Source organism: Acinetobacter sp. Tol 5, assembly GCF_019702905.1.
In the GTDB taxonomy this organism is placed as follows: Bacteria; Pseudomonadota; Gammaproteobacteria; order Pseudomonadales; family Moraxellaceae; genus Acinetobacter; species Acinetobacter bereziniae.
In genome coordinates this window covers 1358544-1384406 of sequence record NZ_AP024708.1, presented here as the reverse complement: position 1 = coordinate 1384406, position 25863 = coordinate 1358544, and the positions used below count along the sequence as shown (strand labels likewise).

Below are 25863 nucleotides of genomic sequence, written 5' to 3'. Positions count from 1 at the left end.
ACCGAATGGATCAATAACATGACTGCTATTGCAAATAACAACGTGGTTTCTTTCCACTATACGTTAACTAACGCTGAGGGTGAAACTCTTGATAAATCTCAAGGTGAACCACTTGCATATTTACATGGCGCAGGTAACATCATTCCTGGTTTAGAAAAAGCTTTAGAAGGTAAAACTGTAGGTGACAAATTTACAGTAACTATCCCTGCTGCTGAAGGTTATGGTGAATATAATCCTGACCTCGTTCAAGAAGTTCCTGCTCAAATGTTCCAAGGCGTTGAAAACATTGAAGCGGGTATGCAGTTCCAAGCTCAAACTGATGATGGCGTTCAAATCGTTACAGTTAAAGCAGTTGAAGGCGAAAACGTAATCGTTGATGCTAACTTCCCATTGGCTGGTCAAGATCTTACTTTTGAAGTAGAAATCGTAGAAGTACGTGACGCTTCTCCTGAAGAATTAGAACACGGTCATGTACATGGCGCAGGTGGTCATCACCACTAAGATCTGTTTCATCTGATCTGAAAAGGCAAAGTTTTTACTTTGCCTTTTTTATATGTATCGCGTTAAAGTGATTTGCATCATGTATCAATAAAACGATTTGTGAAAATTTTATGCAAAAACAACTCATTTGGTTTAGACAAGATTTACGTATCCATGACCACGCCGCCCTTTGGCATGCTCGCCAGTCAGGCACGGTGATCGCACTGGTTGTACTTTCACCTCAACAATGGCAAAAACATGATGATGCACCGATTAAAATCGACTTCTATCTACGTCAAATAGAGGTGCTGCAACACGCCCTAACGAAGCTAAATATTCCGCTGATCATTCAAACCATTCCATTGTGGGAAAATATAGCAACAGAAGTCACTCAACTCTGTCAAAAATTAAATATTGAAAATATTCATGCCAATATTGAGTGTGGCGTCAATGAGTTAAATAGAGACTTTGACGTTCAAAAGCGTTTGAATAAAAATGGACATGATCTAATTTTATATCATGATCGTACATTGTTTCCTGTAGGCTCGATCCGTAATAAATCAAATCAACCCTATCAAGTGTTTGGTGCATTTAAAAAATATTGTTATGAACAACTGAGTATTTCAGTACCTCAGTGTTATCCTGTCCCTGAAATTCAATCTTTGGATATGAGTATTTACAAAGATGATTTAAATCCGCTTCCAACAATAAAAACTCTCGGATTTGAATGTGTAGAGAAAAATACCAAAAAGCAATGGCAAGTAGGCGAAGCACATGCATGGCATCTTTTAGATGAATTTTTAGACAATCATATTGAAAATTATCAAGTACATCGAGATTTTCCAAATCTTGAAGCCACCAGTCAACTCTCCGCATATTTAAATATTGGCATCATTTCGATTCGACAGTGTTTAAATGCTTTATTTAGAGCGCAACACGGTCAATTTACGATTGAAAATATAGGTCAACAAACTTGGATGGACGAGTTGCTTTGGCGAGAGTTTTATCAACATATACTGTTTGATTTTCCTCGTGTATCAAAGCACTTACCATTTAAACAAACAACGCAAAAATTAGCATGGCGTGATGCACCTGAGGATCTAATCGCTTGGCAAATGGGTCAGACAGGCATTCCGATTGTTGATGCTGGGATGCGCCAATTACTACAGACAGGTTGGATGCATAACCGTGTACGAATGATTGTTGCCATGTTCCTGAGCAAAAATCTTTTGATTGATTGGCGATTAGGGGAACAATGGTTTATGCAACATTTGATTGATGGCGACTTGGCTGCAAATAACGGCGGTTGGCAATGGTGCGCTTCAACAGGCACAGATTCAGTTCCCTATTTCCGTATTTTCAATCCAGTCAGCCAATCACAAAAGTTTGATGCTGAAGGTGAATATATCCGAAAATGGGTACCCGAACTTGCTGATTTGGATGCAAAAACCATTCACGAACCTTATGCCAAAAATTCAGAAATACAACTGAATTATCCTCAACCTATTGTTGATTTAAAACAAAGTCGCATCCGCGCAATTGAAGCTTTTAAGCAGATTTAAAATACTCAACTTAAAAGCTTCTCAAATTGTGGATTAGATGGCTTGACCAAAAGTTTTAAATTGATGGTTTGGATAATTTTTTGGACGTTCAATCGATTCAAAATAGCAGTAATATTTAAAAATACTGTTTAAAGAGACATACAGTACTTTCTGTTCAGAAACAGACCAGACTTGTGCATGGTTTGAACCTGATAAAGTACTGCCACTTAATTGAAATAAATATAAATCCTGTGTTCTTTGGATCTGTTTTTGAGTGGGTTCAGCAGTTAAATCAGATGAATCTAATGTCGATGAATTCAGTAATAATCTGCATGTTGAATTAATCAGCCACTTTTCACTAAACCACAGTTGTAACAAATCGCCTAAGTACAGTTTTTTCTCAGAAAAAGGCCAAACATCTAAATATGCTTGCTCAACTTCAATATGATATTGTTCAGGATTTTGCAGGATAGAAAGGTAGTTTTCTTGATAAAAAGAAAATTTTTCAAAAATTTGAGAAATAGTTAGCGTCGTCATCGCGCTGTCTCCTATTTAGCCATTTTAGTGCTGGCAAGTTGGTTAAATCCACACGGTTTAAGTCAAACTTAAACGCTCTTTATGTTTTTAATCTAACAAGTCAGCTCTCGCTTTGCAACCACTCAAATCCATTTTTTTAATTTTGATCTTATTTGTTTAAATAAAAAGCATACAAGTCAAAAATGAAGAAAAGATGACATCAAAGGCTTGACCACTCGTGATATATCCTTATAATCGCATGCAGATTCTCCAATAGCTCAGTCGGTAGAGCGACGGACTGTTAATCCGCAGGTCCCTGGTTCGAGCCCAGGTTGGAGAGCCAAATTCTAAAAGCCCACTTCATTCGAGTGGGCTTTTTTTATTGCTATAAAATAAACAATTTATACAACTATAAATTTTTAAAATCATCAGAGAGGTTTAACAATTTTTCTAGGCTACCTATGCTGTAGTGGACTGTTGGACTGTAACCCTCTTTAACATCAATGATTTCTAAGCTACCTATGCGGTAGTGAACTTATATTTGATGGTTATTACAATTCGTTAGATTTTCTAAGCTACCTATGCGGTAGTGAACTCAAGCAATCCGACTGTCAAAAATGGCTTAATTTTCTAAGCTACCTATGCGGTAGTGAACTTTTGGAAATTTGTATTCAGAGGGATTGGAAATTTCTAAGCTACCTATGCGGTAGTGAACGTCCTAATCATTAAGAGCATTTCTAACAAAATTTTCTAAGCTACCTATGCGGTAGTGAACATTCAACTGATTTTAGTGATTTTCCTGTACGTTTTCTAAGCTACCTATGCGGTAGTGAACAATAAAAAGTCATATCCTTTATGGCGGTGAATTTTCTAAGCTACCTATGCGGTAGTGAACAGTTGTTTTTTTAAAATAGTCATCTGGTCTTATTTCTAAGCTACCTATGCGGTAGTGAACAAAAGCAGCACGTACTAACGCAAGTACACCGATTTCTAAGCTACCTATGCGGTAGTGAACAATACATTGCGAACAAGTTACGTACTTTCGTATTTCTAAGCTACCTATGCGGTAGTGAACAAATCTTCAGACTACTTATTTAAAAATAGATCTTTCTAAGCTACCTATGCGGTAGTGAACTTGAAGCTCTGACATATAAAACGCTTTTGTTTTTTCTAAGCTACCTATGCGGTAGTGAACATGCACTCCCAACGCCTGAAACAGACCCGACATTTCTAAGCTACCTATGCGGTAGTGAACATAATCATAAATTTAATCCTATTTTGGTTACTTTTCTAAGCTACCTATGCGGTAGTGAACCTAAACCTAATCCAAATGACCCTAATAATGGCTTTCTAAGCTACCTATGCGGTAGTGAACGTCGCACCTGAAGGATACTTACCAATCTTATTTTTCTAAGCTACCTATGCGGTAGTGAACTGTCTTGTTCTTGGGGACAATTTCAAATCATGTTTCTAAGCTACCTATGCGGTAGTGAACGTGATAATAATTTTATATTATGAGGTTTTAGATTTCTAAGCTACCTATGCGGTAGTGAACCATTGAGGATAGCCTCTGAATGATCGTGTATTTTTCTAAGCTACCTATGCGGTAGTGAACAGTTTACCTTTGAAATTAACACCTGTTTTTTTTTTCTAAGCTACCTATGCGGTAGTGAACTTTTTACTTCTTCAAATTTGCCGTAGGCTTTTTTTCTAAGCTACCTATGCGGTAGTGAACTACCTACTGTGTACAACCCGAACAATCCCGCATTTCTAAGCTACCTATGCGGTAGTGAACTTACGACTGATTTACAGCCAGCATTGGTCGCATTTCTAAGCTACCTATGCGGTAGTGAACGAGTTGTTCGCCAATCGCAATCCGGTGGCAAATTTCTAAGCTACCTATGCGGTAGTGAACCTACGAATGCATTAGCAACCATGAATGAGTTATTTCTAAGCTACCTATGCGGTAGTGAACACTTAATCTTATATGTTGAGATACGATCTTTATTTCTAAGCTACCTATGCGGTAGTGAACTATAATTTTAGATCAAAAAATAAAGTGATAACAGTAAGTTAAATCTAAAAATCATCAAATGACCCAAGTTTTTACTTACCAATATAACTTATTGATTTTATTCAGTTGTTAAAGAGTAAAAAAATATTGGGTTAAAATATTTGAATAATCGTAATTCTATTAAAAGCATATTTCCCAAAATTGTTCCCTTTTGCCTCATCAGCAACAAGTTATAGCAGTATATAATACAAACTCTAATAGATTCACTCCTTAGAATCATACGACATACCTCATATAAAATAATTTATTTATCAATCAAATATTTAAAATTTAATTTATCTTGCAAACGATAATACATACTTCCTTTGCAACTCAATAAACTGCTAAAAAAGATTATTTTTATATGATGTTAAAGTTCAATAAAACTTGTGCTATAACGTAAATTTCATCAAAAATAGTGCTTATTGTTTTTATAAGAATAAAATTTTGAATTATGTATGATTCCAAGTCTGTTTCTGGAAAAAAATAGCTAACTCTTCAATGATAACTTTGACTCTTGCAGGTATGACTTTTTGAGCATGCCAAACAGCATAGACATCTCTGATTGGCAATTGCCATTCAGGTAAAACCTGTTTGAGTCTTCCAGCCTTCAAAGCATCTTCACATTGGGTAAATGGAACATAGCATAAGCCCAAGCCACGTTCTGCAAGACTGACACATAGACTGATTTCATTCACTTTTAAGCGACTAGTTTGAATTTTAAATTTATAATTTTGTTGTTGGTACCGTAGTTCAATTTGTTCTAAAGGATAAGCCAATAACCAGTCTTGTTGCGCTAAATCTTCTGGCGTCTGAATATCATGCTGATTTAAATAGTCTTGAGAAGCCACGATACAGGTTTTAATACTGGCTAATCGTTTTTGAATATATACACTATTGGGCATTTTACCGACACGCAAAGCTAAATCTGCGCCTTGAGTCATTAAATCATCAAGTACATTGTCTAATTGCAATTCAAGTTCAATCTCTGGATAGCGTTTTAGAAAAGTATTCCAAAATTCTTGCAAAGGAAAAATCGCAAGATTCATCGGAGCCAAAATTTTAATACGACCCTTAACTTGAGTTGTTTCTTCTTTTATTTCATGTGTATTTTGCAATAACGCGCTCAGTAAAGGCTGACAACGCTCGTAATAACGTTGCCCTTCTTGAGTTAGCTGTATTCCTCGGCTGTTTCGATGTAATAACTTACAGCCCAAGCTTTCTTCTAATTTTTTTAAACGACGGGTCAATGTAGCAGCGGGAATATTTTGTTGTTCAGATGCCATATTCAAGCTTCCAGCTCTGACAATCGCTATAAATAAACTCAAATCATCTAACATTTCATTTTTGGAATTTATAACTACTAATAATCATCATTCTATAAAAAATGAAATCGAAGCACAATCAAATGAGCTTTTTAAATAGGTTCTTCAATATGCGTAACTGCTTCTTTGCTTTTCCATTTTTCTTCGTTTTGCTCTTTATCAGCAATTTAAGCTACGCACACAATAACAATTCACATGAGGTCAATATGTATCAACAAACAACACCATCAACCAATCCAATCCTCCATGCAATCAATCCGATCCAGTTGAATATTCCTAATGTTTCACAAGCAATCGTCGTGCAACAAGGACAACTCATGTACTTGTCAGGGCATGTGCCAATAACAGAACAAGGAGAAATTTTACAGGCTGATCTGGAGAAACAACTTCATTTAGCCTTTCAAAATATTGAAAAAACACTACATCAGGCAGGTATCGGCACTCCACACTTAGTAAAACTGACTATTTATATCCGTGATCTAAAGCCTGATCAGTTGCTCATGATTCGTAAAGTTAGAGACAAATTTATTGATCCACAATTGCCACCTGCAAGTAGTCTGATCGGAGTTGCACAATTATTTCACCCTGATGTTTTAGTTGAAGTAGAAGCTGTTGCTGTTATTCCCGCAAATCTTAACTTAACAATTTAGGAGTCACCCTATGAAATACGCCTTAATTTTTGGCAGTGCCTTATTTACTGCTTCATGTTCTGCAAATGTTACAGCACCGATAAATACCCCCAGTCAGGAAAGTAAAATATCTCAATTTTTGGCTGAATTTATGCCCACACATTATCAAAAAGTACATGAGCAACCTGTCCCGATTGATGCTCAACAAGTGCAATGGATACGCTTTCAAAAATCACCATCATTTAGATTAGGTGAAGAAAACTTTAGCTATTTATCAGACGCTGCACATAATTTGAAAGGATTTTCTTATTTAGATGCAAGTCTGGTTCATGGAAATTTACCCAGCAAAGTACAGGCACAAAAAATTGCTGATGATTTTTTACAACGTTATGCACCTGATTTACTGCAACATAGAAAAATTCAATGGGTTGATCAGCATGATGAAATTATACAGCTCTATGGAAATAATCAAAAAATTTCAGGCATGAAAGTCAAAATGCGCAATTTAAATGATGGTCGTTGGTTTTGGGTCATAGTTGGAAAAAATCAACATCCAATTATTTTTGAAAGAGATATTGTTTGGATTAACTTTCCTGGACATCGCAAAACAGAAAAATGGCTACACGACTCATGGTTGAAAGATGAACCCTCTTATATAGGTCAAGCAAAATGAAGAATTTAAATCAGACATCACTTGAAATTTCAGCAATGGGCTTAGGATGTATGGGAATGAGTGAATTTTATGGTCAAACAGATGATCAAAATTCACTTAGAATTTTAGAGGAAGCATTTGATTCTGGGATTAATTTTTTTGATACCGCAGATACTTACGGACATGGACACAACGAAAAATTATTAGCACAGTTTATCGCACATTATCGAAATCAACGAGATGCGATAGTGATTGCAACTAAATTTGGAATTGTACGTGATCAAAATCACTATGAACGACGTATCGACAACACGCCAAACTATATTCGCCAAGCTTGTGAAGCATCTTTAACACGTTTAGGCATTGAGCAGATTGATCTATATTATTGTCATCGTCGACAAACTGAAGTCCCGATTGAGGATGTGACAGGGACACTATCAGACTTAATTCGACAAGGCAAAATCAAAAGTTTTGGTTTTTCCGAAATTTCTGCTCAATCGCTCAAAAGAGCAAATGCGGTTGCACCTGTTACAGCAGTACAGAGCGAATATTCACTTTGGTCAAGAGAGCCTGAGCAAGAATTACTCCAAACCTGCCTAGAACTCAATGTTGAGTTTGTTGCCTATAGTCCATTAGGACGTGCATTTTTAACGGCTGAATTAAACCCAGCAACAATGGATGCACAAGATTTCAGAAAAAACCTCCCTCGATTACAAGGTAACGCATTTCAAAAAAACCAACATTTGCTAGAAAAATTTAGTCAAATATGCGCCTCATGGAAACACAGTAATGCCCAAATTGCTTTAGCATGGTTAATGAGTAAATTTACTCATGTCACACCTATTTTTGGAACTCGGCAATCACGTTATCTACACGATAACTTAAAAGCCAATGAAGTCATGCTGAGTGATATACAGATTCAGCAACTAGATCAACTCTTTAGCCCTGAGTACATACAAGGAGATCGCTATCCTCAAGCAGGTTGGGCTGGAATAGAAAAATTTTAAATCAGTGTTTTTATCGTTTTTTTGATTATAAAATCGAAAAGACCAAAATAGTACTTTGGTCTTTTCTACAGATCTCGACTTAAGCACGTCCCTTGAGGGGTACTCCACTATGGAAGCGAAAAGTTTTGTCTGGAGTTAAAATCAACTCTTTTTCCACTTCACGAATCAATTCAATACGTTGTTGAATATCTTCTTCAGGATCTTTTAATTTTGCAGTTTGAGCAACATCTAAAGCCAATGCCAAATAGTCTTCATAGTGGCGTGACTCTGATTTTAGCAAATAACGGTAATAACGCCCAAGCTCATCATCCACCAACGGTGCCAATGCGTAAAAACGCTCACACGACCGAGCTTCAACAAAAGCACCGATGACTAAAATATCAATTAAAGCTTCAGGTTCGTAAGTTCGGATTTCCTTACGCAATCCACCAGCATAACGGCCTGCACTTAATCCCTGCCACGCTTGACCACGTTTTTGCATAAATTCTAAGACTTGCTCATAGTGCAACATTTCTTCACGAACAAGCTGTGCCAGTTTCACTTGTAAATCGGTAAAAAAACTGTAGCGAAACATCAAGTTCATTGCTGTTCCTGCTGCTTTTTTTTCACAATTCGCATGATCTTGCATCAGCAATGGGAGATTGTTTAATGCTTCATCCAACCAAGCTTTTGGCGTTTCACAGCCCAAAAAAGCAATCACAGGTTGCATGAGTTCATCATAATTCATATTCGACATGATCAAAATTCAATAAGGTAAATCAAAAGGTAACTTAAGCTGCAGCTTGAATAGCGGCTTTCATGTCTTTTACAGCTTGCGCCAAACCGACAAATACACTTTCGGCAATAATAGAATGCCCAATATTCAATTCATGAATCTGTGGAATAGCAGCAATTGCAGCAACATTGTCCAAATTCAAACCATGACCCGCATTCACCACCAAACCTTGAGCTGCTGCGTATTCCGCACCTTTCACAATACGCTCAAGCTCCGCTTGTTGTTCTGCACCAGATTCAGCATCAGCATATGCACCTGTGTGCAACTCAATCGTAGGCGCACCACAGGCAATGGCTGCATCAATTTGCGCAAAGTCAGGATCAATAAATAATGAAACATCACAGCCAATTGCGGTGAGTGTTTGAGTTGCCGCTTTTACATCTGCAAAATGCCCAACAACATCCAAACCACCTTCAGTGGTCACTTCTTGGCGCTTTTCAGGCACAAAACAAACATGATGCGGTTTGATCTCTGTTGCAAATGCAACCATTTCATCAGTTACAGCAATCTCTAAATTCATTCTGGTTTTCAATACTGGTCGCATACGGCGTACATCATCATCTTGAATATGACGACGATCTTCACGCAAGTGTAAAGTAATGCCTTCCGCCCCTGCTTGTTCACAGATCAATGCTGCTTTCACAGGATCAGGATAAGTTGTTCCACGTGCTTGTCTTAGTGTTGCAACATGATCAATGTTTACACCTAGCAATGCAGCCATAACATTTTCCTAATTAACCAATAAAGTGAAATTAACGGCTCAAAGATTTAGATTGAGCGTTTTGAACCCAAAGCTGACGACTTTTTAATGGTCGATCACCCAAAAGCGATGTAATCATTTGTCGGTAGAGCTTGGACAATAATTGTAACTGTTCTGGACTAAAATCCCTACCTTTTTCATAGCTTGCCATACTCAAAATTTGTTGTCCGAGCAAAGTGGCTGAAGAAGTATGTGATACAGGAGTAAAGCCTTCTGATAATTGGAACTGATAACGTTGTGCGGGAATAATCATCTGTTGATTTGAATCATGTTCATAATCCAATGGAAAGCCTAACTCTTCAAGAAGCGCATGTTCAAACAGACGTAAAATTTGTCGAAGAAATAAATCTGCCTGTGTATGTTCAGCTAATTTCTGCAAATGTTGCAATGTCATATGATATTGCTGAAAAGTTTCAGGCATCATTTCTTCAAGTGGACAAAGCCTAAGAATGATCTCATTGAGGTAGAAACCTGAAAAAAAGGCATCTCCATAAAAGAAAATCGGCTGATTTAAAATTTCCAGTTTAGAAAAGTTTTTAAGCTCAGATTTTCCTGAAGCTTGCAAGGTAATCGGTTGATATTGAGGAGGTGGACTTTGTCGAAGAATACCATCGACGCGACCATGCTCTTGCGTAAACAAGTGTACAATATGACTGCGTTCGCGGTATTTTCGATGATGGATTAAATAACCATGCAAGATTTCATTGCGCATCTTGCTTTATCTTAATCATCCTTTTCTTTTTTCTTGTCTTCATCGTCATCCCCATCAGGAATAACAGCTCCCACAACAGCCGCAGTCCCTTTGACTACGCCTTTTGTAGTTTTATAAGCAACTTTGACTGGAACCGTCACAATTTTAGTAATACAGCCTTGTAGCATTATGACGCATGCAAGAATGGAAATAACTCGGATCATGACAGTTCCCAACAAAATGACTTAAATATCGCTATAGCCTAGACTTTTTAAAGCACGTTCGTCATCAGACCAACCACCTTTAACTTTGACCCAAAGCGTTAACATGATTTTTTGCTCAAACATTTTTTCCATGTCGATACGAGCATCCATACCAATTTTTTTCAGCTTAGCACCTTTTTCACCAATCACGATGGCTTTCTGACCAGGGCGATCAACAAAAATTGTAGCATCAATGTATGTACATGCAGCTTTAGGACGACCAGTCTTTTCATTGATCGTTGCTTCTTCTGTTTTAAAGGATTCAATTTGAACTGTTAAATCATAAGGAAGTTCTTCACCTAACTGACGCATAATTTTCTCACGAATAATTTCGCTCGCAAGAAAGCGTTCAGAACGGTCAGTCAACTGATCCAATGAGTACAATGGCGGTTGGAAAGGTAGATATTTTTCAATCGCATCACGCAAATGATCCAAGTTTGCACCGCGCAATGCAGACACTGGAACAATTTCAGCAAAATTCATTAACTTTGCACGTTCTTGAATCAACGGCAACACCATACGCTTATTTTCTAAGGTATCAATCTTGTTGATGATGAGAACCACTGGCATTTCTGCGTTTTTAAGTTTCTCTAAAACCAACTCATCGTTTTGGGTCCATTTTTGGGCATCAAGCACAAATAAAACCAGATTGACATCACGTAAAGCAGAGTGTGCAGCTTTGTTCATCATTTTATTGATGGCACGCACTTCTTTTTTATGCATACCCGGAGTATCCACAAAAACTGCCTGCGACTTTTCACGGCTATCAATACCAATGATTTTATGGCGAGTGGTTTGCGGTTTACGTGAAGTAATCGATAACTTTTGACCTAATAAATGGTTCATCAAAGTGGATTTACCCACATTTGGACGTCCCACGATTGCCACAAAACCACTGCGATAATCCGAAGGAATTTCAGTGCCTTGTGAGCTAAAAAATTGATTAATTAAATCATTGCCGTTTTCAGACGACTCGTGATCAGCATCATTGTGATCGGAATGTGTATTCATGCAGTTTACTGCTCCAATAGCTTTAAAAAATCCGCCGCGACTGCCTGTTCTGCAAAACGGCGACTCGATCCCTCACCCATCATTTTAGGTAAGCCATCTATAGTACATTCTACTTTAAAATGTTGATTGGGTGCATCACCTTGAATATCAACCACCTCATAAACAGGGAGATGTTTTTTACGGGCTTGTAAATACTCTTGTAAGCGTGATTTCGGGTCTTTTAACTGATCTGTAGGTTCGATATGATCCAAATAAGGTTCATACCATTTCAGAACAATGGATTCCAACAAAGGTAAATCTTGACTTTCTGTATAAATCGCCCCAATGATCGCTTCAACAGTATCTGCCAATATTGACTCACGATGATGACCGCCAGATTTCAATTCACCTGTACTTAAAATTAAACTTTGACTTAATTTTAAGTCATTGGCAATCTTACCCAACGCTTCTTGACGCACTAAAGTTGCACGCATACGGGTTAAACGCCCTTCATTTTCATGCGGATAGGCATTATATAAGTAATTTGCGATGATCATCCCCAACAATGAGTCACCCAGAAACTCTAGACGCTCATAGTTGTGTTTGTGACTCACCGAACGATGAGTCAGCGCGAGTTGTAATAACTCGGGTTGTTTAAACTGGTAACCGATTCTACTTTGTAAGCGAAGATCACTTACTTTCAACTGACCTTTGATCAAAACTCTTCTCGAAAGTGAGGACTAAATCAATATTCAGCATGAAATTTTTCCGTACTTCATATTTTTTAGTCACTTGTAAACCATCTTTAGTTGAAACAGTCGCAATATCTTCGAATTTAGTGTCTCGGATATTGTTCATTTCTAACCTTTTGTCAACTTCTGTTGCAAATTTCAATGGTGTGATTTCAGCAGAGCTATTTTTGATTTGCTCTACAATTTGACCGTTAATCACACGATCATCCCAGTATAATGGCCATACAGCTACTATGATTTTCAACATAAAAGCTAAAGCAATTATCCCCAATAAAATTCCAATATATGAAGCGCCTTGTTGATTTTTACGCATTTTTTTATCCAACAGGTAAGAATAAATAATCCCTAATGACAATTAAAAAATCAGCAAACGCCAAGATCAAACCATTTGATTTAGGCAGATTCATCATTTTCAATTGGCTATAAACTTCTTATACACTGGAAAACAATACTGTGATAAAAAATTTATCGCCACTATTATCCTTTAAACGACGTCAAGTTGCTAGTTCAAATCATTTGTTCTGTTTTATTTTTCTTATAAATCAATATAACTTCATAGTTTTAACAGATAAAAAAGAAAGGTCAATAAACATTGACCTTTCTTTATTTCTAACACTTGCTGCAACTAGGTTTTATTGAATTGCTCCATTACGGCTAAATGATGGAATTTTTAGACCTGGCTCTTTATGCATCCAAACATAAATTGCATGTCCTGTTAAATTCTCTTCAGGTACAAATCCCCAAAAACGACTGTCGGCACTTTGGTCACGGTTATCACCCATCGCAAAATATTGACCTTTAGGCACAGTCACTTCCCAACTTTGACCATTTGACTTCACAAAGCGATCATTTGCAGTCGCTACATAAGGTAAGTCTTGTTTGTTCTGTGCATAATTGAATGCAGCAACAAGCGGGTTTTGACCTTCCAATAAACGAACTAAATGCTTATGGGTACCCATTGTTTCATAGTAGTAAATCGATTTTGGTGTATCTAAAATATCTTTTTCACGACTAAATTCAGCTGGAACTTGCTCTACATTTTTGCCATTAATCGTCAACTGACCTTGATTAAATTCAATATGGTCACCCGGTAATCCAATAATACGCTTGATATAGCTAATTTTTGGATTTTCTGGATAACGGAATACAGCAACATCACCACGTTGTGGTTCACCAATATCCAGAATCTTGGTATTGGTAATTGGTAAACGTACGCCATACTGAAACTTATTGACCAAAATATAATCTCCTGTCTCTAGGGTCGGAACCATAGAGTCAGAAGGAATATTGAATGGCTCAAAGAAGAAAGAGCGTAAAACAAGAACAACCGCTAGAACAGGCCAGAAATCATATGCCCATGAAATAACGACATTTTCATTCCCCTTTCCTTTTGTTGCACGTTGTTTCAGTACAAACTTATCAAGTAACCACAGCGCAAAAAATACCAGCGTTACAGGAACGAGAATTAAATTAAAATCAAAATCCATGACCAATCAGACCTCTAGTTTTTATCTTTCTACTTTTAACACAGCAAGGAACGCTTCTTGTGGGATTTCAACACTACCCACCTGCTTCATACGTTTCTTACCTTCTTTTTGTTTAGATAACAATTTCTTCTTACGAGAAACGTCACCACCATAACATTTAGCCAATACGTTTTTACGCATCGCTTTTACCGTTGAACGCGCAATGATTTGCGCACCAATTGCGGCTTGAATCGCAACATCAAACATTTGACGTGGAATCAAATCCTTCATTTTTTCAACTAAAGCAATACCGCGGTGACGTGCATCATTACGATGACAAATCATTGCTAAAGCATCAACCTTATCACCATTAATTAATACATCAACCTTAACCAGAGATGAACTTTCAAAACGGACAAAGTTATAATCTAAAGAGGCAAACCCACGTGAGCATGATTTCAATTTATCAAAGAAATCCATGACCACTTCAGCCATCGGAATTTCAAAGCTAATCGATACTTGATTACCCAAGAACTTCATATCTTTTTGTACACCACGACGCTCAATGCACAGCGTCATTACATTGCCCAAATATTCTTGAGGAACAAGGATATGACATTCTGCAATGGGTTCACGTAAATCTTCTACAGTTGAACCGTCTGGCATTTTAGATGGGCTGTCGATATAAATCGTTTGACCATTTTTCATCAATGCTTCATAGATCACTGTTGGTGCAGAACTGATCAGATCTAAATCATACTCACGTTCTAAACGTTCCTGTACGATTTCCATGTGCAACATGCCTAAGAAGCCACAGCGGAAACCAAAACCAAGCGCATCTGAACTTTCAGGTTCAAAGAATAATGCAGAGTCATTGATTTGCAGTTTGTGTAAGGCTTCACGGAATGGTTCAAAATCGCTGGCATCAATTGGGAACAAGCCCGCATAGACCTGTGGTTTGACCTTTTTAAAGCCCGGTAAAGTTTCAACTTCTGGTGTTGTTGCAAGTGTAATCGTATCACCCACTGGCGCACCAAAAATATCTTTGATCCCCGCAATCACAAAACCAACTTCACCAGCCTCTAAAATGCCTGTTTCTGTATGTTTTGGATTGAAAATACCCACTGAGGTAATGATATGCGACTGACCTGTTGATTTCATCAACATCTTATCGCCTTTACGCACACGACCTTGTTTGATTCGAACCAAAGAAACCACGCCCAAATAGTTATCAAACCATGAGTCAATAATCAGTGCTTGGAGCGGTGCATCACGATCACCTTGAGGTGCAGGAATAATATCAACCAAAGTTTCTAAAACTGACTCAACACCTAAACCTGTTTTTGCTGAACAAGTCGGTGCATGTGTTGCTTCAATTCCAATAATTTCTTCAATTTCATGGATTACACGTTCAGGTTCAGCTTGAGGCAAGTCAATTTTATTCAAAATTGGCAGTACTTCCAAACCTTGTTCAATGGCGGTATAACAGTTGGCAACTGATTGTGCTTCTACACCTTGTGCAGCATCGACCACCAATAAAGCACCCTCACAGGCAGCCAATGAGCGAGAAACTTCATAAGAGAAGTCAACGTGTCCCGGAGTATCAATAAAGTTTAACTGGTATTCTTGACCATTTGGGTGTGTGTAATACAATGTTACCGAAGCCGCTTTAATGGTAATTCCACGCTCACGCTCAAGCTCCATAGAGTCTAAAACCTGAGCCTGCATTTCACGATCTTGTAATCCACCACACATTTGGATAAATCGGTCAGCAAGAGTCGACTTTCCGTGGTCGATGTGAGCGATAATAGAAAAATTGCGTATGTTATTGATATTAACAGACTTCTTAGCTACTGCCATAAACTACTCTAAAAATATGTACACCATCATGTACTCAATATCAAAAGTACCTATGGCGTGCAAAAAATGAAATTTCCCAATTGCTGCACAGTATAAGCAGATCAATGTTAAAAATATAGTAAGGCTTTGAGAAAAACTATCTCTCCGATAGGCTGTATGTAAGTTTCCCTTTCAATCTATTTCATCTTTTTCCTGCTTTTTATTTGCCTTAGTTTTAATTGCAAACCGAACATGAGCAGGGATAAATAACGCGATTAAACCACCGAATAGTGTGCTGATGAGTATCAGCAAATGCAATTGTACAGCGGCAAATAATAATGCTTTAGCTTCTGAGAGATTAAACAGTTTTCCAGTTGCCAAAATTGCGGCTTCATAGGTCCCAAGTCCTGCTGGGGCATGAATAGGCAATACAGAACTCAACTCGCCTCCAATATTCACACCCACTGCTTCCCACCATTGCAATGGAATGAACCAGCCTAAAACAGCTGCAAAAACCATAATCTTGCTTCCCCAGCAGATGAGCGTGAATAACCAACTCCGCAGTAAACTGTTCAAATGTAATGGCATTGCCAATAAAACTTGTTCAAGTAAATTTTTCAATCGCCCCTGAGTATTGAGCTTTTCTGAATAACGTTTTAGCCACGGCGTAAAAAGTAATATTATTAATGGAGACGTGAACCATAAAACCATCCCCCCCCACAACCCTACATTATTAGAGTGTTTTAACAATAAAAGGGCGAAAAAACCCAATCCAAGCAGCACTTGTAAATCAAGTATTCTAAGCAATAATAATCCCGCGGTCGCATAGCTAAGACTTACAGTAAAATAACGTCGCATCAGTAAAGGAAAACTGATTTCTCCAGAACGAAAAGGCAATAAGTTATTGAGTAGATTATGAATCAGCATGATTCGGCAACATGTCATCCCCTGCCCACGGGTAATAGGTAAAAAGAAATCATAAATTCGCCAACCTCGTATCAGATAAGTCATCTGCATCAAGATCAAAGCCATAATCAAATATTGGATAGGCACATGTGCCCAAGCCTGAAAAACTTGTAACCAACCAAACCACCATTCAATCACCACACCATACAAAACGATGGCAATCATCAGTAACAGTTGTGGCAAATATTTGGGTCGCCTGCCAACTTGATTATTTATATTTGGATCTCTCTGTTCAGACACAGGCGCTACCTTTTGTTATTGTCATTAAAAAATCATGGAATCGTAATCTTTCAGTTAAATTTAACAATATATAATTCAAACACGAATCAATAACAATTACATCAGCTATGCATAACGCATTTTTATTACAACCTGAGGAAGAGCTATATCTACTTAAGCCCTCTTACTCATCTATTTTTTTCTCACTGATTATTCCTCTTTACAATGAAGAGGAAACCGTTGTCGCTTTAATCGACACCATACAACGGGCTTTGGGCACTCAACAGCAACCTTGGGAATTAATCGTGGTTGATGATGGTAGTTGTGATGCTACTGTAAACACCATTCAGCAAAAATTACTTCAAAGCCCTTTAAATGCACGACTGATTCAATTAAGCCGCAACTATGGGCAAACAGCAGCCATGCAGGCTGGAATTGACGAGTCTCAAGGGCAGTATATTGTGACGATGGATGGTGACTTACAGAACGATCCACATGATATTCCAGCCATGTTGCAACAACTGATCGATCAGGATCTTGATCTCTTGGTGGGGTGGCGTAAAAACCGACAAGACGCCTTATTGTTAAGAAAAATTCCTTCCTTACTCGCCAATCGGTTGATTGGTCGAATATCAGGTCTACGCTTACATGATTATGGATGCAGCCTAAAAATATACCGTGCCGAAATTATCAAACAAATCCGTTTAGTCGGCGAAATGCATCGTTTTATTCCTCTGTGGGTTGCCAGTGTCGTTCCCGTATCACGTATTGGAGAGGTACCAGTACGTCACCATGCCAGACAATTCGGGCAATCCAAATATGGTATTTCTCGAACGATTCGCGTGATATTAGATTTAATGTCAGTGATGTTCTTTCAACGTTATCTCATGCGTCCCGGTCATTTATTTGGTTCAATCGGACTGCTCTTAGGCTGTATCGGTAGTGTGATGCTGACCTATCTGGCAATTGATAAATATATTCTGGGTCACTCCATCGGGACACGTCCCATGCTGCTCATTGGCGTGATGTGCGTGTTGATGTCACTACAATTTTTGATGACTGGTATTATCGCTGAACTGATTACTCGAACTTATCTAGACAGTAAAAATCATAAAAGTTATCTGATCCGTCGTGTTTACCAGCATCGGAGGGGGCAATGACAGGTCAGACAGCAATATTGATCTCCCCGCTTTTTCAATCAACCCAAAAACTTTTTCAATCGCGTTGGTTAATTTTATTGCTCGCTTTGAATTTTTTAATGGGTTTGGGAAGCTCACCATTATTTGATCTTGATGAAGGTGCTTTTAGTTCTGCGACCATGGAAATGTTAATTCGAGGCGATTATATCACCACCTATATGGGAGGTGAATTACGATTTGATAAACCCATTTTGATTTACTGGCTTCAAGCGCTTTCAGTGTCGCTGTTTGGATTAAATGAATTTTCACTACGCCTTCCTTCTGCAATCTGTGCGACGCTTTGGTGTTGGGCTGTTTATGAGTTTTGCAGGCATTTTTTAAACACATCGAAAGCGACTACAGCATGTATTTTACTCGCCAGCTCCTTGATCATTTCAATTATCGCACGCGCAGCCACAGCTGATGCTTTGCTTAATTTATGGATCTGTCTTGCGTTATTTGATGCTTATCGTCATTTTAATCAGCAAGACACTCAACAAAGCTCGGCAAAATATGCCTTACGCGCTTATTTATGGGTCGGTTTAGGTGTGCTAACCAAAGGTCCGATTGCTATTTTAATCCCCATTGCCAGCATCACAATTTACGCCTTATTAAGTAAAAAAATTAAAGCTTGGCAACGTTTACTAATCAATCCACTTGGATGGTTAATCTGCCTTACAGTTTTCTTACCTTGGTACATTGCTGAATATCTCGCACAAGGGCAAGCATTTATTGACGGCTTTTTCTTAAAGCACAATCTTTGTCGATTTTCCAATACGATGGAAAATCATGGTGGGAATTTACTTTACTACCTGCCTGTAAGTTTATTGGTTTTTATGCCTGTCACAGGTTTCTTTCTTCAGTTATTAAGTCATCTGCGGCTGTTTCTTTCTTCTTCTGCTTTAAAGCGTCTTGATTCGCTCGATATTTTTTGCTGGAGCTGGTTTTTATTTGTGCTGATATTCTTCAGCTTTTCTAAAACCCAGCTTCCACATTATCTTTTATATGGTGTAACACCAATTTTTATCCTGATGGCAAAATATCGCGATCAACTGCGATCACGCTACTTAGTCGCATTACCCATCATTTTATTGATGCTGCTGCTGATTTTTCTTCCAGAAATTGGACAGTACGTTATTGCGCATGAAAAGAAAATTGAAGTGGTGGCAATGGTCCGGGATGGATTACCATTTTTGGATTTGCAATATCGGCTTTCTATTTTTTTCGCACTCCTCCTCATACTCATCATTTTATTCCGTAGTCAATACGTGCTTTGGCTACGTCAGGTTTTAGCCAGCATCATTTTCAGTTTAACCATCATTCATGTAGTGATACCTGCCTATGCATCTATCCAGCAGCAGCCTGTCAAACAAGCTGGAATATTTGCGCAGAAGATTACGCAACCCATTGTGATGTGGCGTCATGACATGCCCAGTTTCAGTATCTACTTACAAAAAGTTGTTCCTATACGAGAACCTAGACCTGGCGAGGTGGTTTTTACAGGTTTAGAAAATCTTCAAGCCTTTCCTAATGCAGAAGTTCTATTCAACAAAGGAGGTGTTGTTTTAGTCAAACTTCCAAAAATGAAAGGAAGTTCATGATGATTCTATTCTTTATTGTTCCAATATTTTGCGTTTTAGCTTGGGAACTTATTCATCACTATTATGCAATCAATACGCCGCTTTTCTTAATGATCAATGGAATGCCACCACACTCAGATTGGTTTTGGCAAAATATAACCTTTATGGGAGATGGTTTAACGGCTTATGTCCTGTTGATATTTTTCTGTCGTCACAACGCTCATCTACTTTGGTTAGGTCTTCTTGCCGTACTCATTACTGGCTTAGGTGTACATGTCGTTAAACAATTCCTTGAAATTGTTCGTCCGATTACTTATCTAGGCATAGACAATGTTGAGATCATCGGAAAGACACTAAAATATCATAGCTTCCCTTCCGGTCATGCCGCAACAGCATTTGTACTGGCGGGTGTATTGAGTAAATATATTAAGCTCAATAGTTTTAGATATCACAGAGCATTTACTTTCTGTGTAATTTCATTGGCAACGTTGATCGCATTAAGCCGTGTGGTGGTTGGTGTTCACTGGCCATTAGATATTGTGATTGGTGCGCTGTGGGGATGGTATAGCGCAACAATCATCCTAAAACTGTCCTCAAAAACCAAACAAATTGGTCGAACTCGTTTTAGTGCCAATATTTTATATGCTTTAGCCGCAATCAGTGCAGGTTTTCTATGGCGTTTTGATGGTGGTTATCCACTTGCTTTAGGTTTGGCAAAATTATTATCTGTCTGTGCTTTGACCTACATTACCCTTATTCTAATCGAGCTAAATTTTCGGGTTAAATTGGTCTTTGATCACAGCTACCGCCCACGATTACGTTCAACGTCAATTCAACTACAGACTGTTGCTTTTGAGAAAAATAAATCTTAAATTTAAAGTTTTCACTCGCACTTGAGTTTTACCTTTTTCTTTAACTTATAAAGCAATATTCAACCTGTAATATTTTATTGGATGAATTAATCCAAACTATTTTAATGATCAAACTCAAAACAAATCATGAGTCTTGATTCAAACTGTTACGATTGAGTTTAAATCATAAGGATCTATGTCTGTATTTATCGGTTGATAAGCCTGTATAAAGGTTGGTGACATGCGCTTTGGGCGACCTGTGGCAATTTCAATGCACGCCCATTTGGTATTGCCTGTAAATAGTAAAGTCTGATCTTTGGCATTAAAAAACGCATACTGACGGAAAGAATACAAGGCGTTAATATCATAGAGCCATGTCCGTAAAATGATCTTATCATCTAACATCGCTGCTTTACGGTACTGCACATGATGCTCCACGGCTACCATAGCATGCTTCATTTCTAAATATTGATCTAAGCCCACACCTAAGGTTTCAATATGTGCTGAAGCCACATCCTGCATCCATTGCACATAGACAACATTATTCACATGACCTAAAACATCGATATGTTCTGGTTTAACTTGAAGAACCAAATCAAATACTGAGCTCATGTAAACGTTCCTTCTCTCTTGATCACTATTTAAAAAATCTGCTGCATTTTGACATAAAAAAGCCACTCTTAGAGTGGCTGATTCACATCAATTCGATTTATTGAATACGTAATCCAATCATCGCATGTTGCCCTTCACGCACAATTGCCACACGTGCAACGGTATTTTTCTGCAACTCTGCTACAGCATCCACGAAATCATTCGGTGTGTTGATTTTCTTATTGTTCACTTGCGTAATCACATCACCTGGCAAGATTCGAGATTGAGCAGCCAAACCGCCTCGTGTTACATCTTGAATTAACACACCACCTTTCACATTTAAACGATTCTTTTCTTGCTCAGTCAAAGCACGAATCGAAACACCAATCACAGGGCCTTTGTGAGGCTTAGCTGACGTTGTCGTATTATCAACTTTTGCAGGAGTATCATCAGGAGCAACAGTTAATGTTGCTGTAATCACTCTCGGCTTATCATCACGCAATACTTCAAGTTTCACAGATTGATTTGGTTGAGTACGATTCAAATAATTCAATAATTCTGAAGTACGTGAAATTGGTGAACCATTATATTTTAGGATCACATCGCCTGATTTAAAGCCCGCTTTTTCTGCTGGCGAATTTGGTGCCACTTGAGTAATCAATGAACCTTCGGGTTTATCCAACTTATACGCTTCCGCAAGATTTCGATCGATATCTTGTAACATTACACCAAGATATGAGCGTGTCACCTTACCATTCTTCTTCAGTTGGTCCACGACATCCATCGCGACATCTATCGGAATAGAGAATGACAAGCCCATATATCCACCTGTACCACTAAAGATACGTGAATTTACTCCAACCACTTGACCTTGTTGGTTAAACAATGGACCACCTGAGTTACCAGGGTTTAAGGCAACATCAGTTTGAATAAATGGAACAGAAGTTTCGCCCATCATATTTCGCGATTTCGCACTGACAATACCTGCTGATGCAGAATAGTCAAAACCAAATGGTGAACCAATCGCAAGTACAGGCTGCCCCACTTTAAGTTGATCGACATTGCCTACCGACAATGATGGGAAATTATTTCCTTCAACTTTAAGCAAAGCCACATCTGTACGTTCATCACTCCCCACCACTTTAGCATCAATTTCGCGACGGTCATTGAGCATGATGGTCACTTTAGAAGCATCTTCAACCACGTGATGGTTGGTGAGTAGATAACCATCTTTACTGATAAAGAATGCACTGCCATAAGCTGTTTTTTCTTGTGGCGCTCGCTGTTGCGGAATAATGATCTGATTACCAAAGAAACGTTTCAGAATTTCAGGCACTTGCTGCTGTAGCAATTCTTCCTGAGACAGTTTTTTCACAACGTTTACACTAACAACTGCCGGACTCACCTGTTCAACCAAATTAGAGAAATCGACAGGTGTTGAAGCTTGTACTTGTGATGTAGCCGCAGCGACAGTGAATACTGCTGCATACATTCCTTTTTGCATTAGACCATTACTCATTTATCACGAACCTACATCTGATGATTGTGCTTAAAAAATATTTGTAACATATTATTTGATGTCTTTGCGTAATAATATGTTTACATTTTTTTATAAAACAATACTTTACTTAAAATCATATTAAGAGACTGAGAATAGCCTATTTATACTAAAATCTGACGCATCTAACTATTGTAATTTGTTAAAAAAAAGAGTGTTATTAGCAAACATTTTTCAAATTAGCTGATGGACATGCCTAATTTAAACACAACTCATCAATTCGATGTGATTATTGTGGGTAGTGGCGGTGCAGGCTTAAGTTTAGCCTTATCCTTACCTGAACATTTCAATATTGCTGTTTTAGCAAAATCTACATTGACAGATGCAAGCACTTATTATGCTCAAGGTGGTGTTGCTGCTGTGCTTGATGAAACTGATTCTATTCAACAGCATATTGATGACACTATGATTGCAGGCGCGCATTTATGTGAGCTTGATGCAGTGAAGCATACTGTTGAAGGTGGACGACCTTCAGTCGATTTCCTGTTAAACCACGGTGTTCAGTTTACCTTAGATGAAGATGAGCAACTACACTTGACCCGTGAAGGTGGACATTCTCAAAGGCGTATTATCCATTCAGCTGATGCCACTGGAAAAGCGATTTCAACCACCTTAGTTGAAAGAGCCCGTGAAAAGAAAAATATCGAAATTTTTGAAAACTACATTGCGATTGATTTAATCACTACACATAAGCTGGGGCACAAACAACAACAGAACCGAGCAGTGGGTCTTTATGCCTTAGATGAAAGCAACGAAAAAGTACATACGTTTTTAGCCCCATTTACCGCACTTGCTTGTGGGGGCGCTATGAAAGCTTATTTGTACACCTCGAACCCTGATATTGCGACTGGTGATGGAATTGCCATGGCATATCGAGCAGGTTGTCGTGTTGCAAATATGGAATTTAATCAATTTCATCCAACCTGTTTATATCACCCTCAAGCACGCTCTTTCTTAATCACTGAAGCGATGCGAGGCGAAGGTGCGTATTTACGTCTCCCTGATGGCGAACGTTTCATGTTACGCTTTGACGAACGTGCTGAGCTTGCTCCACGAGATATTGTCGCCCGTGCAATTGACTATGAAATCAAACGTCTAGGTATTCGGCATGTCTGGTTGGACATTAGTCATAAACCTAAAGAATTTGTCAAAGAGCACTTCCCTACCCTGTATGCTCGTCTCTTGGAGTTGGGAATTGATATTACTCAGGATATGATTCCAGTCGTACCAGCTGCACACTATACCTGTGGTGGTGTCGTTGTGGATGAAAACAGCCAAACAGACATTGCAGGTTTATATGCGATTGGCGAGACATCCTATACAGGTTTACATGGTGCAAACCGTATGGCAAGTAATTCTCTGCTGGAGTGTTTCGTATATGGCATGAGTGCGGCAAAAGATATTGAAGCCAAATTTGACCACCAATTTGAAAGCCCGAATGTTCCTGAATGGGATGCATCACAGTCGACAAATCCAGATGAGGATGTGGTCATCTTACAAAACTGGGATGAGCTACGCCAAACCATGTGGAACTATGTTGGTATTGTTCGTACCACGAAACGTTTGCAACGTGCCTTACACCGTATTGAAATGCTTAAAAAAGAGATTACTGAGTATTATCAAGACTACCATGTCAGTAAGAACTTGATTGAATTACGGAATCTGGTCATGGTTTCAGAAATGATCGTGCGCTGTGCGATGCAACGTAAAGAGTCACGGGGTCTACATTACACACTAGACTATCCTGAGCTTTCTAACGAGTTAAGAAAAACCGTTTTGACCCCTCCTAACTTTACGGTCGAAACCCCTTTAGTGAATGCTGAAGTTTAAAAAGGACAGTTAAATAGCCAGATAATTCTGGCTATTATTCATTTTTTGCATAATAACGCACTTGGGTTTTATTGATTATTTCTCATGATTGTCGCATATAGCTTTTTGGCGATAGATGCATAATTTTCTTAAACATGACGATAAAAGAACTATCACTGTCATAGCCCAATTTCATTGCAACTTGATGGACTGAATCCCCATCAGTCAACCATTGCAGTGCCATGACCACATGTAATTTTCGCCGCCATTGATTAATACTCATTCCAGTATTGTGATGAAAAATCCGTGTCAAACTGCGTTCGCTCATACAGCAACGACTCGCCCATTCAGCCAAATTTAGATTTTGATCTGGTTGTTTTAATAAATCATGCGCGATCTGTAACATACGCGAATCTTTTGGCATCGGTAAATAAAATATTGGGTGAGCAGTAGACTGTATTTCATCTAGCAAACAGTCCATTAAACGTCGATTGTTTTCTACAAATGATGTTTCAGAAAATGTTTCAACCCGTTCTAACATTGCATTCATTAAATGGGTCATTTGTAACATGGTACATGTGTGTGCTGAAAAATGCTGCAACACAGTATTAACAAATGCTACATAACCTGTTGAAATACCGTAACTACTGACTTTATGTAAGGTATTTGATGGAATCCATAAGGCATGCTGCGCTGGAACTACCCAAATTCCTGATGGTGTTTCAACCGTAATTAATCCGCTTGTAGTTGCCAATAACTGACTTTGCTCATGTTGGTGAGAAGCAAATTCCCAGTCTGGAACTTGCCGATCGATTTTTAATACAAATAAGGGCAAATTATGCTGATCCAATTGTGAATGGAAGGTTTCATTTTGCATCATTATTCGCCCATTTTTCTCCTGAGCACAGCATCAATTATTTTATTCGCTTGTTGATGATTATCGACAATAAACATCGGATAACCTGAGAACTTAATAAAATTATTGGCAAACTTTTGAGTTTCCAAGCGAATATCTGCATCTGGCTCAATATGGATAAATGCTTTAACGTATTGTGCCAAAATCTCACGTTTTGACTTTACCCAAGCAGCAACCTGTTTACGTGCCTCGTGATCCGCCTTTTGTGCAGGAAATGCGCCTTCACTGAGAAAGACAAATGTTTCTTTTCGGCTAAGTAATGATTCATATATGGCAATGGTTTCACTGACTGAAACGGCATCATCGGGTCGGAAGCTCACAGGGATGATTGGAAAATTTTCTAAATTTTGGATAAACATGGCATGGCTCCTCAAATAAGAATAATTATCATTTTATTGTGCTCACATGAATACACATTACCCAATTGAGCCAAAAAATAGGGTAATCCAGCCAAAT

Annotated in this window: 25 protein-coding genes, 1 tRNA gene and 1 CRISPR repeat array; of the genes, 10 read left to right on the top strand and 16 right to left on the bottom strand. The window is 38.3% G+C overall.

All coding sequences use genetic code 11. From position 1 onward, the window contains the following. Nucleotides 1-18: 18 nt before the first annotated feature. Nucleotides 19-501 carry an FKBP-type peptidyl-prolyl cis-trans isomerase gene (locus tag TOL5_RS06435; protein WP_004829245.1) on the top strand — a complete coding sequence of 161 codons (483 nt, stop codon included), beginning with the start codon at nt 19-21 and terminating at the stop codon, nt 499-501. Between the two features lie 110 nt (nt 502-611). Beyond that, nucleotides 612-2042 carry a cryptochrome/photolyase family protein gene (locus TOL5_RS06430; protein WP_121774740.1) on the top strand — a complete coding sequence of 477 codons (1431 nt, stop codon included), beginning with the start codon at nt 612-614 and terminating at the stop codon, nt 2040-2042. A 33-nt stretch (nt 2043-2075) separates the two neighbouring features. On the opposite strand, the gene TOL5_RS06425 is transcribed toward TOL5_RS06430, so the two are convergent. Then, nucleotides 2076-2558 (bottom strand): hypothetical protein, encoded by a 483-nt coding sequence (locus tag TOL5_RS06425; RefSeq protein ID WP_058968788.1) that lies wholly within the window; start codon nt 2556-2558, stop codon nt 2076-2078. Nucleotides 2559-2804: 246 nt separating this feature from the next. Between TOL5_RS06425 and TOL5_RS06420 the strand changes: the two genes are divergently transcribed. Beyond that, nucleotides 2805-2880 (top strand) — tRNA-Asn (locus tag TOL5_RS06420). 104 nt (nt 2881-2984) lie between these two features. Next, a CRISPR array of direct repeats spans nt 2985-4572; the repeat unit is 28 nt; unit sequence TTTCTAAGCTACCTATGCGGTAGTGAAC. A gap of 470 nt (nt 4573-5042) precedes the next feature. Here TOL5_RS06420 and TOL5_RS06415 read toward each other — a convergent pair. Beyond that, nucleotides 5043-5930, bottom strand: a complete 888-nt coding sequence (locus tag TOL5_RS06415) for a LysR family transcriptional regulator (RefSeq protein WP_221260680.1) — start codon at nt 5928-5930, stop codon at nt 5043-5045. Nucleotides 5931-6121: 191 nt separating this feature from the next. Between TOL5_RS06415 and TOL5_RS06410 the strand changes: the two genes are divergently transcribed. Genes TOL5_RS06410 through TOL5_RS06400 form a run of 3 tightly spaced genes read left to right on the top strand, consistent with a single transcriptional unit; the run spans nt 6122 to nt 8203 of the window. Beyond that, nucleotides 6122-6565, top strand: a complete 444-nt coding sequence (locus tag TOL5_RS06410; RefSeq protein WP_121774738.1) for a RidA family protein — start codon at nt 6122-6124, stop codon at nt 6563-6565. 10 nt (nt 6566-6575) lie between these two features. Next, nucleotides 6576-7217: a hypothetical protein gene (locus TOL5_RS06405; RefSeq protein ID WP_121774737.1), complete on the top strand. Its 642-nt coding sequence runs from the start codon at nt 6576-6578 to the stop codon at nt 7215-7217. Further along, complete coding sequence (locus tag TOL5_RS06400) at nt 7214-8203, top strand: aldo/keto reductase (protein ID WP_121774736.1); 990 nt, start codon at nt 7214-7216, stop codon at nt 8201-8203. Before TOL5_RS06405 ends, TOL5_RS06400 begins: the two co-directional genes overlap by 4 nt. 79 nt (nt 8204-8282) lie before the next feature. On the opposite strand, the gene TOL5_RS06395 is transcribed toward TOL5_RS06400, so the two are convergent. The 10 genes from TOL5_RS06395 to TOL5_RS06350 form a co-directional block, all read right to left on the bottom strand. Then, entirely contained in the window at nt 8283-8939 is a 657-nt protein-coding gene (locus TOL5_RS06395) for a tRNA-(ms[2]io[6]A)-hydroxylase (protein ID WP_009584207.1), read from the bottom strand. A 34-nt stretch (nt 8940-8973) separates the two neighbouring features. Beyond that, nucleotides 8974-9699, bottom strand: coding sequence for a pyridoxine 5'-phosphate synthase (pdxJ, locus tag TOL5_RS06390; RefSeq protein WP_042087669.1), 726 nt, complete (start codon nt 9697-9699; stop codon nt 8974-8976). Nucleotides 9700-9730: 31 nt separating this feature from the next. Then, entirely contained in the window at nt 9731-10450 is a 720-nt protein-coding gene (recO, locus tag TOL5_RS06385) for a DNA repair protein RecO (RefSeq protein ID WP_121774735.1), read from the bottom strand. A gap of 11 nt (nt 10451-10461) precedes the next feature. Next, nucleotides 10462-10653, bottom strand: a complete 192-nt coding sequence (locus tag TOL5_RS06380; protein ID WP_004829266.1) for an NF038104 family lipoprotein — start codon at nt 10651-10653, stop codon at nt 10462-10464. Between the two features lie 21 nt (nt 10654-10674). Further along, the gene (gene era / locus TOL5_RS06375; protein ID WP_004829267.1) at nt 10675-11703 is read right to left on the bottom strand and encodes a GTPase Era; all 1029 of its coding nucleotides are present in this window, start codon (nt 11701-11703) and stop codon (nt 10675-10677) included. A 5-nt stretch (nt 11704-11708) separates the two neighbouring features. Beyond that, nucleotides 11709-12401 carry a ribonuclease III gene (gene rnc / locus TOL5_RS06370; RefSeq protein WP_004829269.1) on the bottom strand — a complete coding sequence of 231 codons (693 nt, stop codon included), beginning with the start codon at nt 12399-12401 and terminating at the stop codon, nt 11709-11711. Continuing rightward, nucleotides 12373-12747: a DUF4845 domain-containing protein gene (locus TOL5_RS06365; protein ID WP_004829270.1), complete on the bottom strand. Its 375-nt coding sequence runs from the start codon at nt 12745-12747 to the stop codon at nt 12373-12375. The genes rnc and TOL5_RS06365 overlap by 29 nt, the downstream gene beginning before the upstream one ends. Before the next feature lie 319 nt (nt 12748-13066). Next, nucleotides 13067-13921 (bottom strand): signal peptidase I, encoded by an 855-nt coding sequence (gene lepB, locus TOL5_RS06360; protein WP_009584153.1) that lies wholly within the window; start codon nt 13919-13921, stop codon nt 13067-13069. Nucleotides 13922-13942: 21 nt separating this feature from the next. Beyond that, nucleotides 13943-15760: a translation elongation factor 4 gene (lepA, locus tag TOL5_RS06355; protein WP_004829275.1), complete on the bottom strand. Its 1818-nt coding sequence runs from the start codon at nt 15758-15760 to the stop codon at nt 13943-13945. A gap of 171 nt (nt 15761-15931) precedes the next feature. After that, nucleotides 15932-16945, bottom strand: a complete 1014-nt coding sequence (locus TOL5_RS06350; RefSeq protein ID WP_227543997.1) for a lysylphosphatidylglycerol synthase domain-containing protein — start codon at nt 16943-16945, stop codon at nt 15932-15934. A 107-nt stretch (nt 16946-17052) separates the two neighbouring features. On the opposite strand from TOL5_RS06350, the gene TOL5_RS06345 reads away from it, so the two are divergent. From TOL5_RS06345 to TOL5_RS06335, 3 genes are read left to right on the top strand one after another with little or no spacing between them, the layout of a single operon-like run. Then, nucleotides 17053-18084, top strand: a complete 1032-nt coding sequence (locus TOL5_RS06345; protein ID WP_046761563.1) for a glycosyltransferase family 2 protein — start codon at nt 17053-17055, stop codon at nt 18082-18084. Continuing rightward, nucleotides 18081-19703 carry an ArnT family glycosyltransferase gene (locus TOL5_RS06340; protein WP_121774734.1) on the top strand — a complete coding sequence of 541 codons (1623 nt, stop codon included), beginning with the start codon at nt 18081-18083 and terminating at the stop codon, nt 19701-19703. The genes TOL5_RS06345 and TOL5_RS06340 overlap by 4 nt, the downstream gene beginning before the upstream one ends. Further along, nucleotides 19700-20554: a phosphatase PAP2 family protein gene (locus TOL5_RS06335; protein WP_035300042.1), complete on the top strand. Its 855-nt coding sequence runs from the start codon at nt 19700-19702 to the stop codon at nt 20552-20554. The genes TOL5_RS06340 and TOL5_RS06335 overlap by 4 nt, the downstream gene beginning before the upstream one ends. Nucleotides 20555-20692: 138 nt before the next feature. Here TOL5_RS06335 and TOL5_RS06330 read toward each other — a convergent pair whose 3' ends face one another. After that, the gene (locus tag TOL5_RS06330) at nt 20693-21145 is read right to left on the bottom strand and encodes an acyl-CoA thioesterase (RefSeq protein ID WP_004829286.1); all 453 of its coding nucleotides are present in this window, start codon (nt 21143-21145) and stop codon (nt 20693-20695) included. Between the two features lie 97 nt (nt 21146-21242). Next, nucleotides 21243-22643, bottom strand: coding sequence for a Do family serine endopeptidase (locus TOL5_RS06325; protein WP_121774733.1), 1401 nt, complete (start codon nt 22641-22643; stop codon nt 21243-21245). Nucleotides 22644-22868: 225 nt separating this feature from the next. Between TOL5_RS06325 and nadB the strand changes: the two genes are divergently transcribed. After that, nucleotides 22869-24512, top strand: coding sequence for an L-aspartate oxidase (nadB, locus tag TOL5_RS06320; protein ID WP_009584216.1), 1644 nt, complete (start codon nt 22869-22871; stop codon nt 24510-24512). 82 nt (nt 24513-24594) lie between these two features. Here the strand turns inward: nadB and TOL5_RS06315 are convergent, their stop codons facing one another. Next, nucleotides 24595-25371, bottom strand: coding sequence for a helix-turn-helix domain-containing protein (locus TOL5_RS06315; RefSeq protein WP_221260679.1), 777 nt, complete (start codon nt 25369-25371; stop codon nt 24595-24597). Next, on the bottom strand, nt 25371-25766 hold the full coding sequence (locus TOL5_RS06310; protein WP_009584173.1) for a hypothetical protein: 396 nt from the start codon (nt 25764-25766) through the stop codon (nt 25371-25373). The genes TOL5_RS06315 and TOL5_RS06310 overlap by 1 nt, the downstream gene beginning before the upstream one ends. Between the last annotated feature and the right edge of the window lie 97 nt (nt 25767-25863).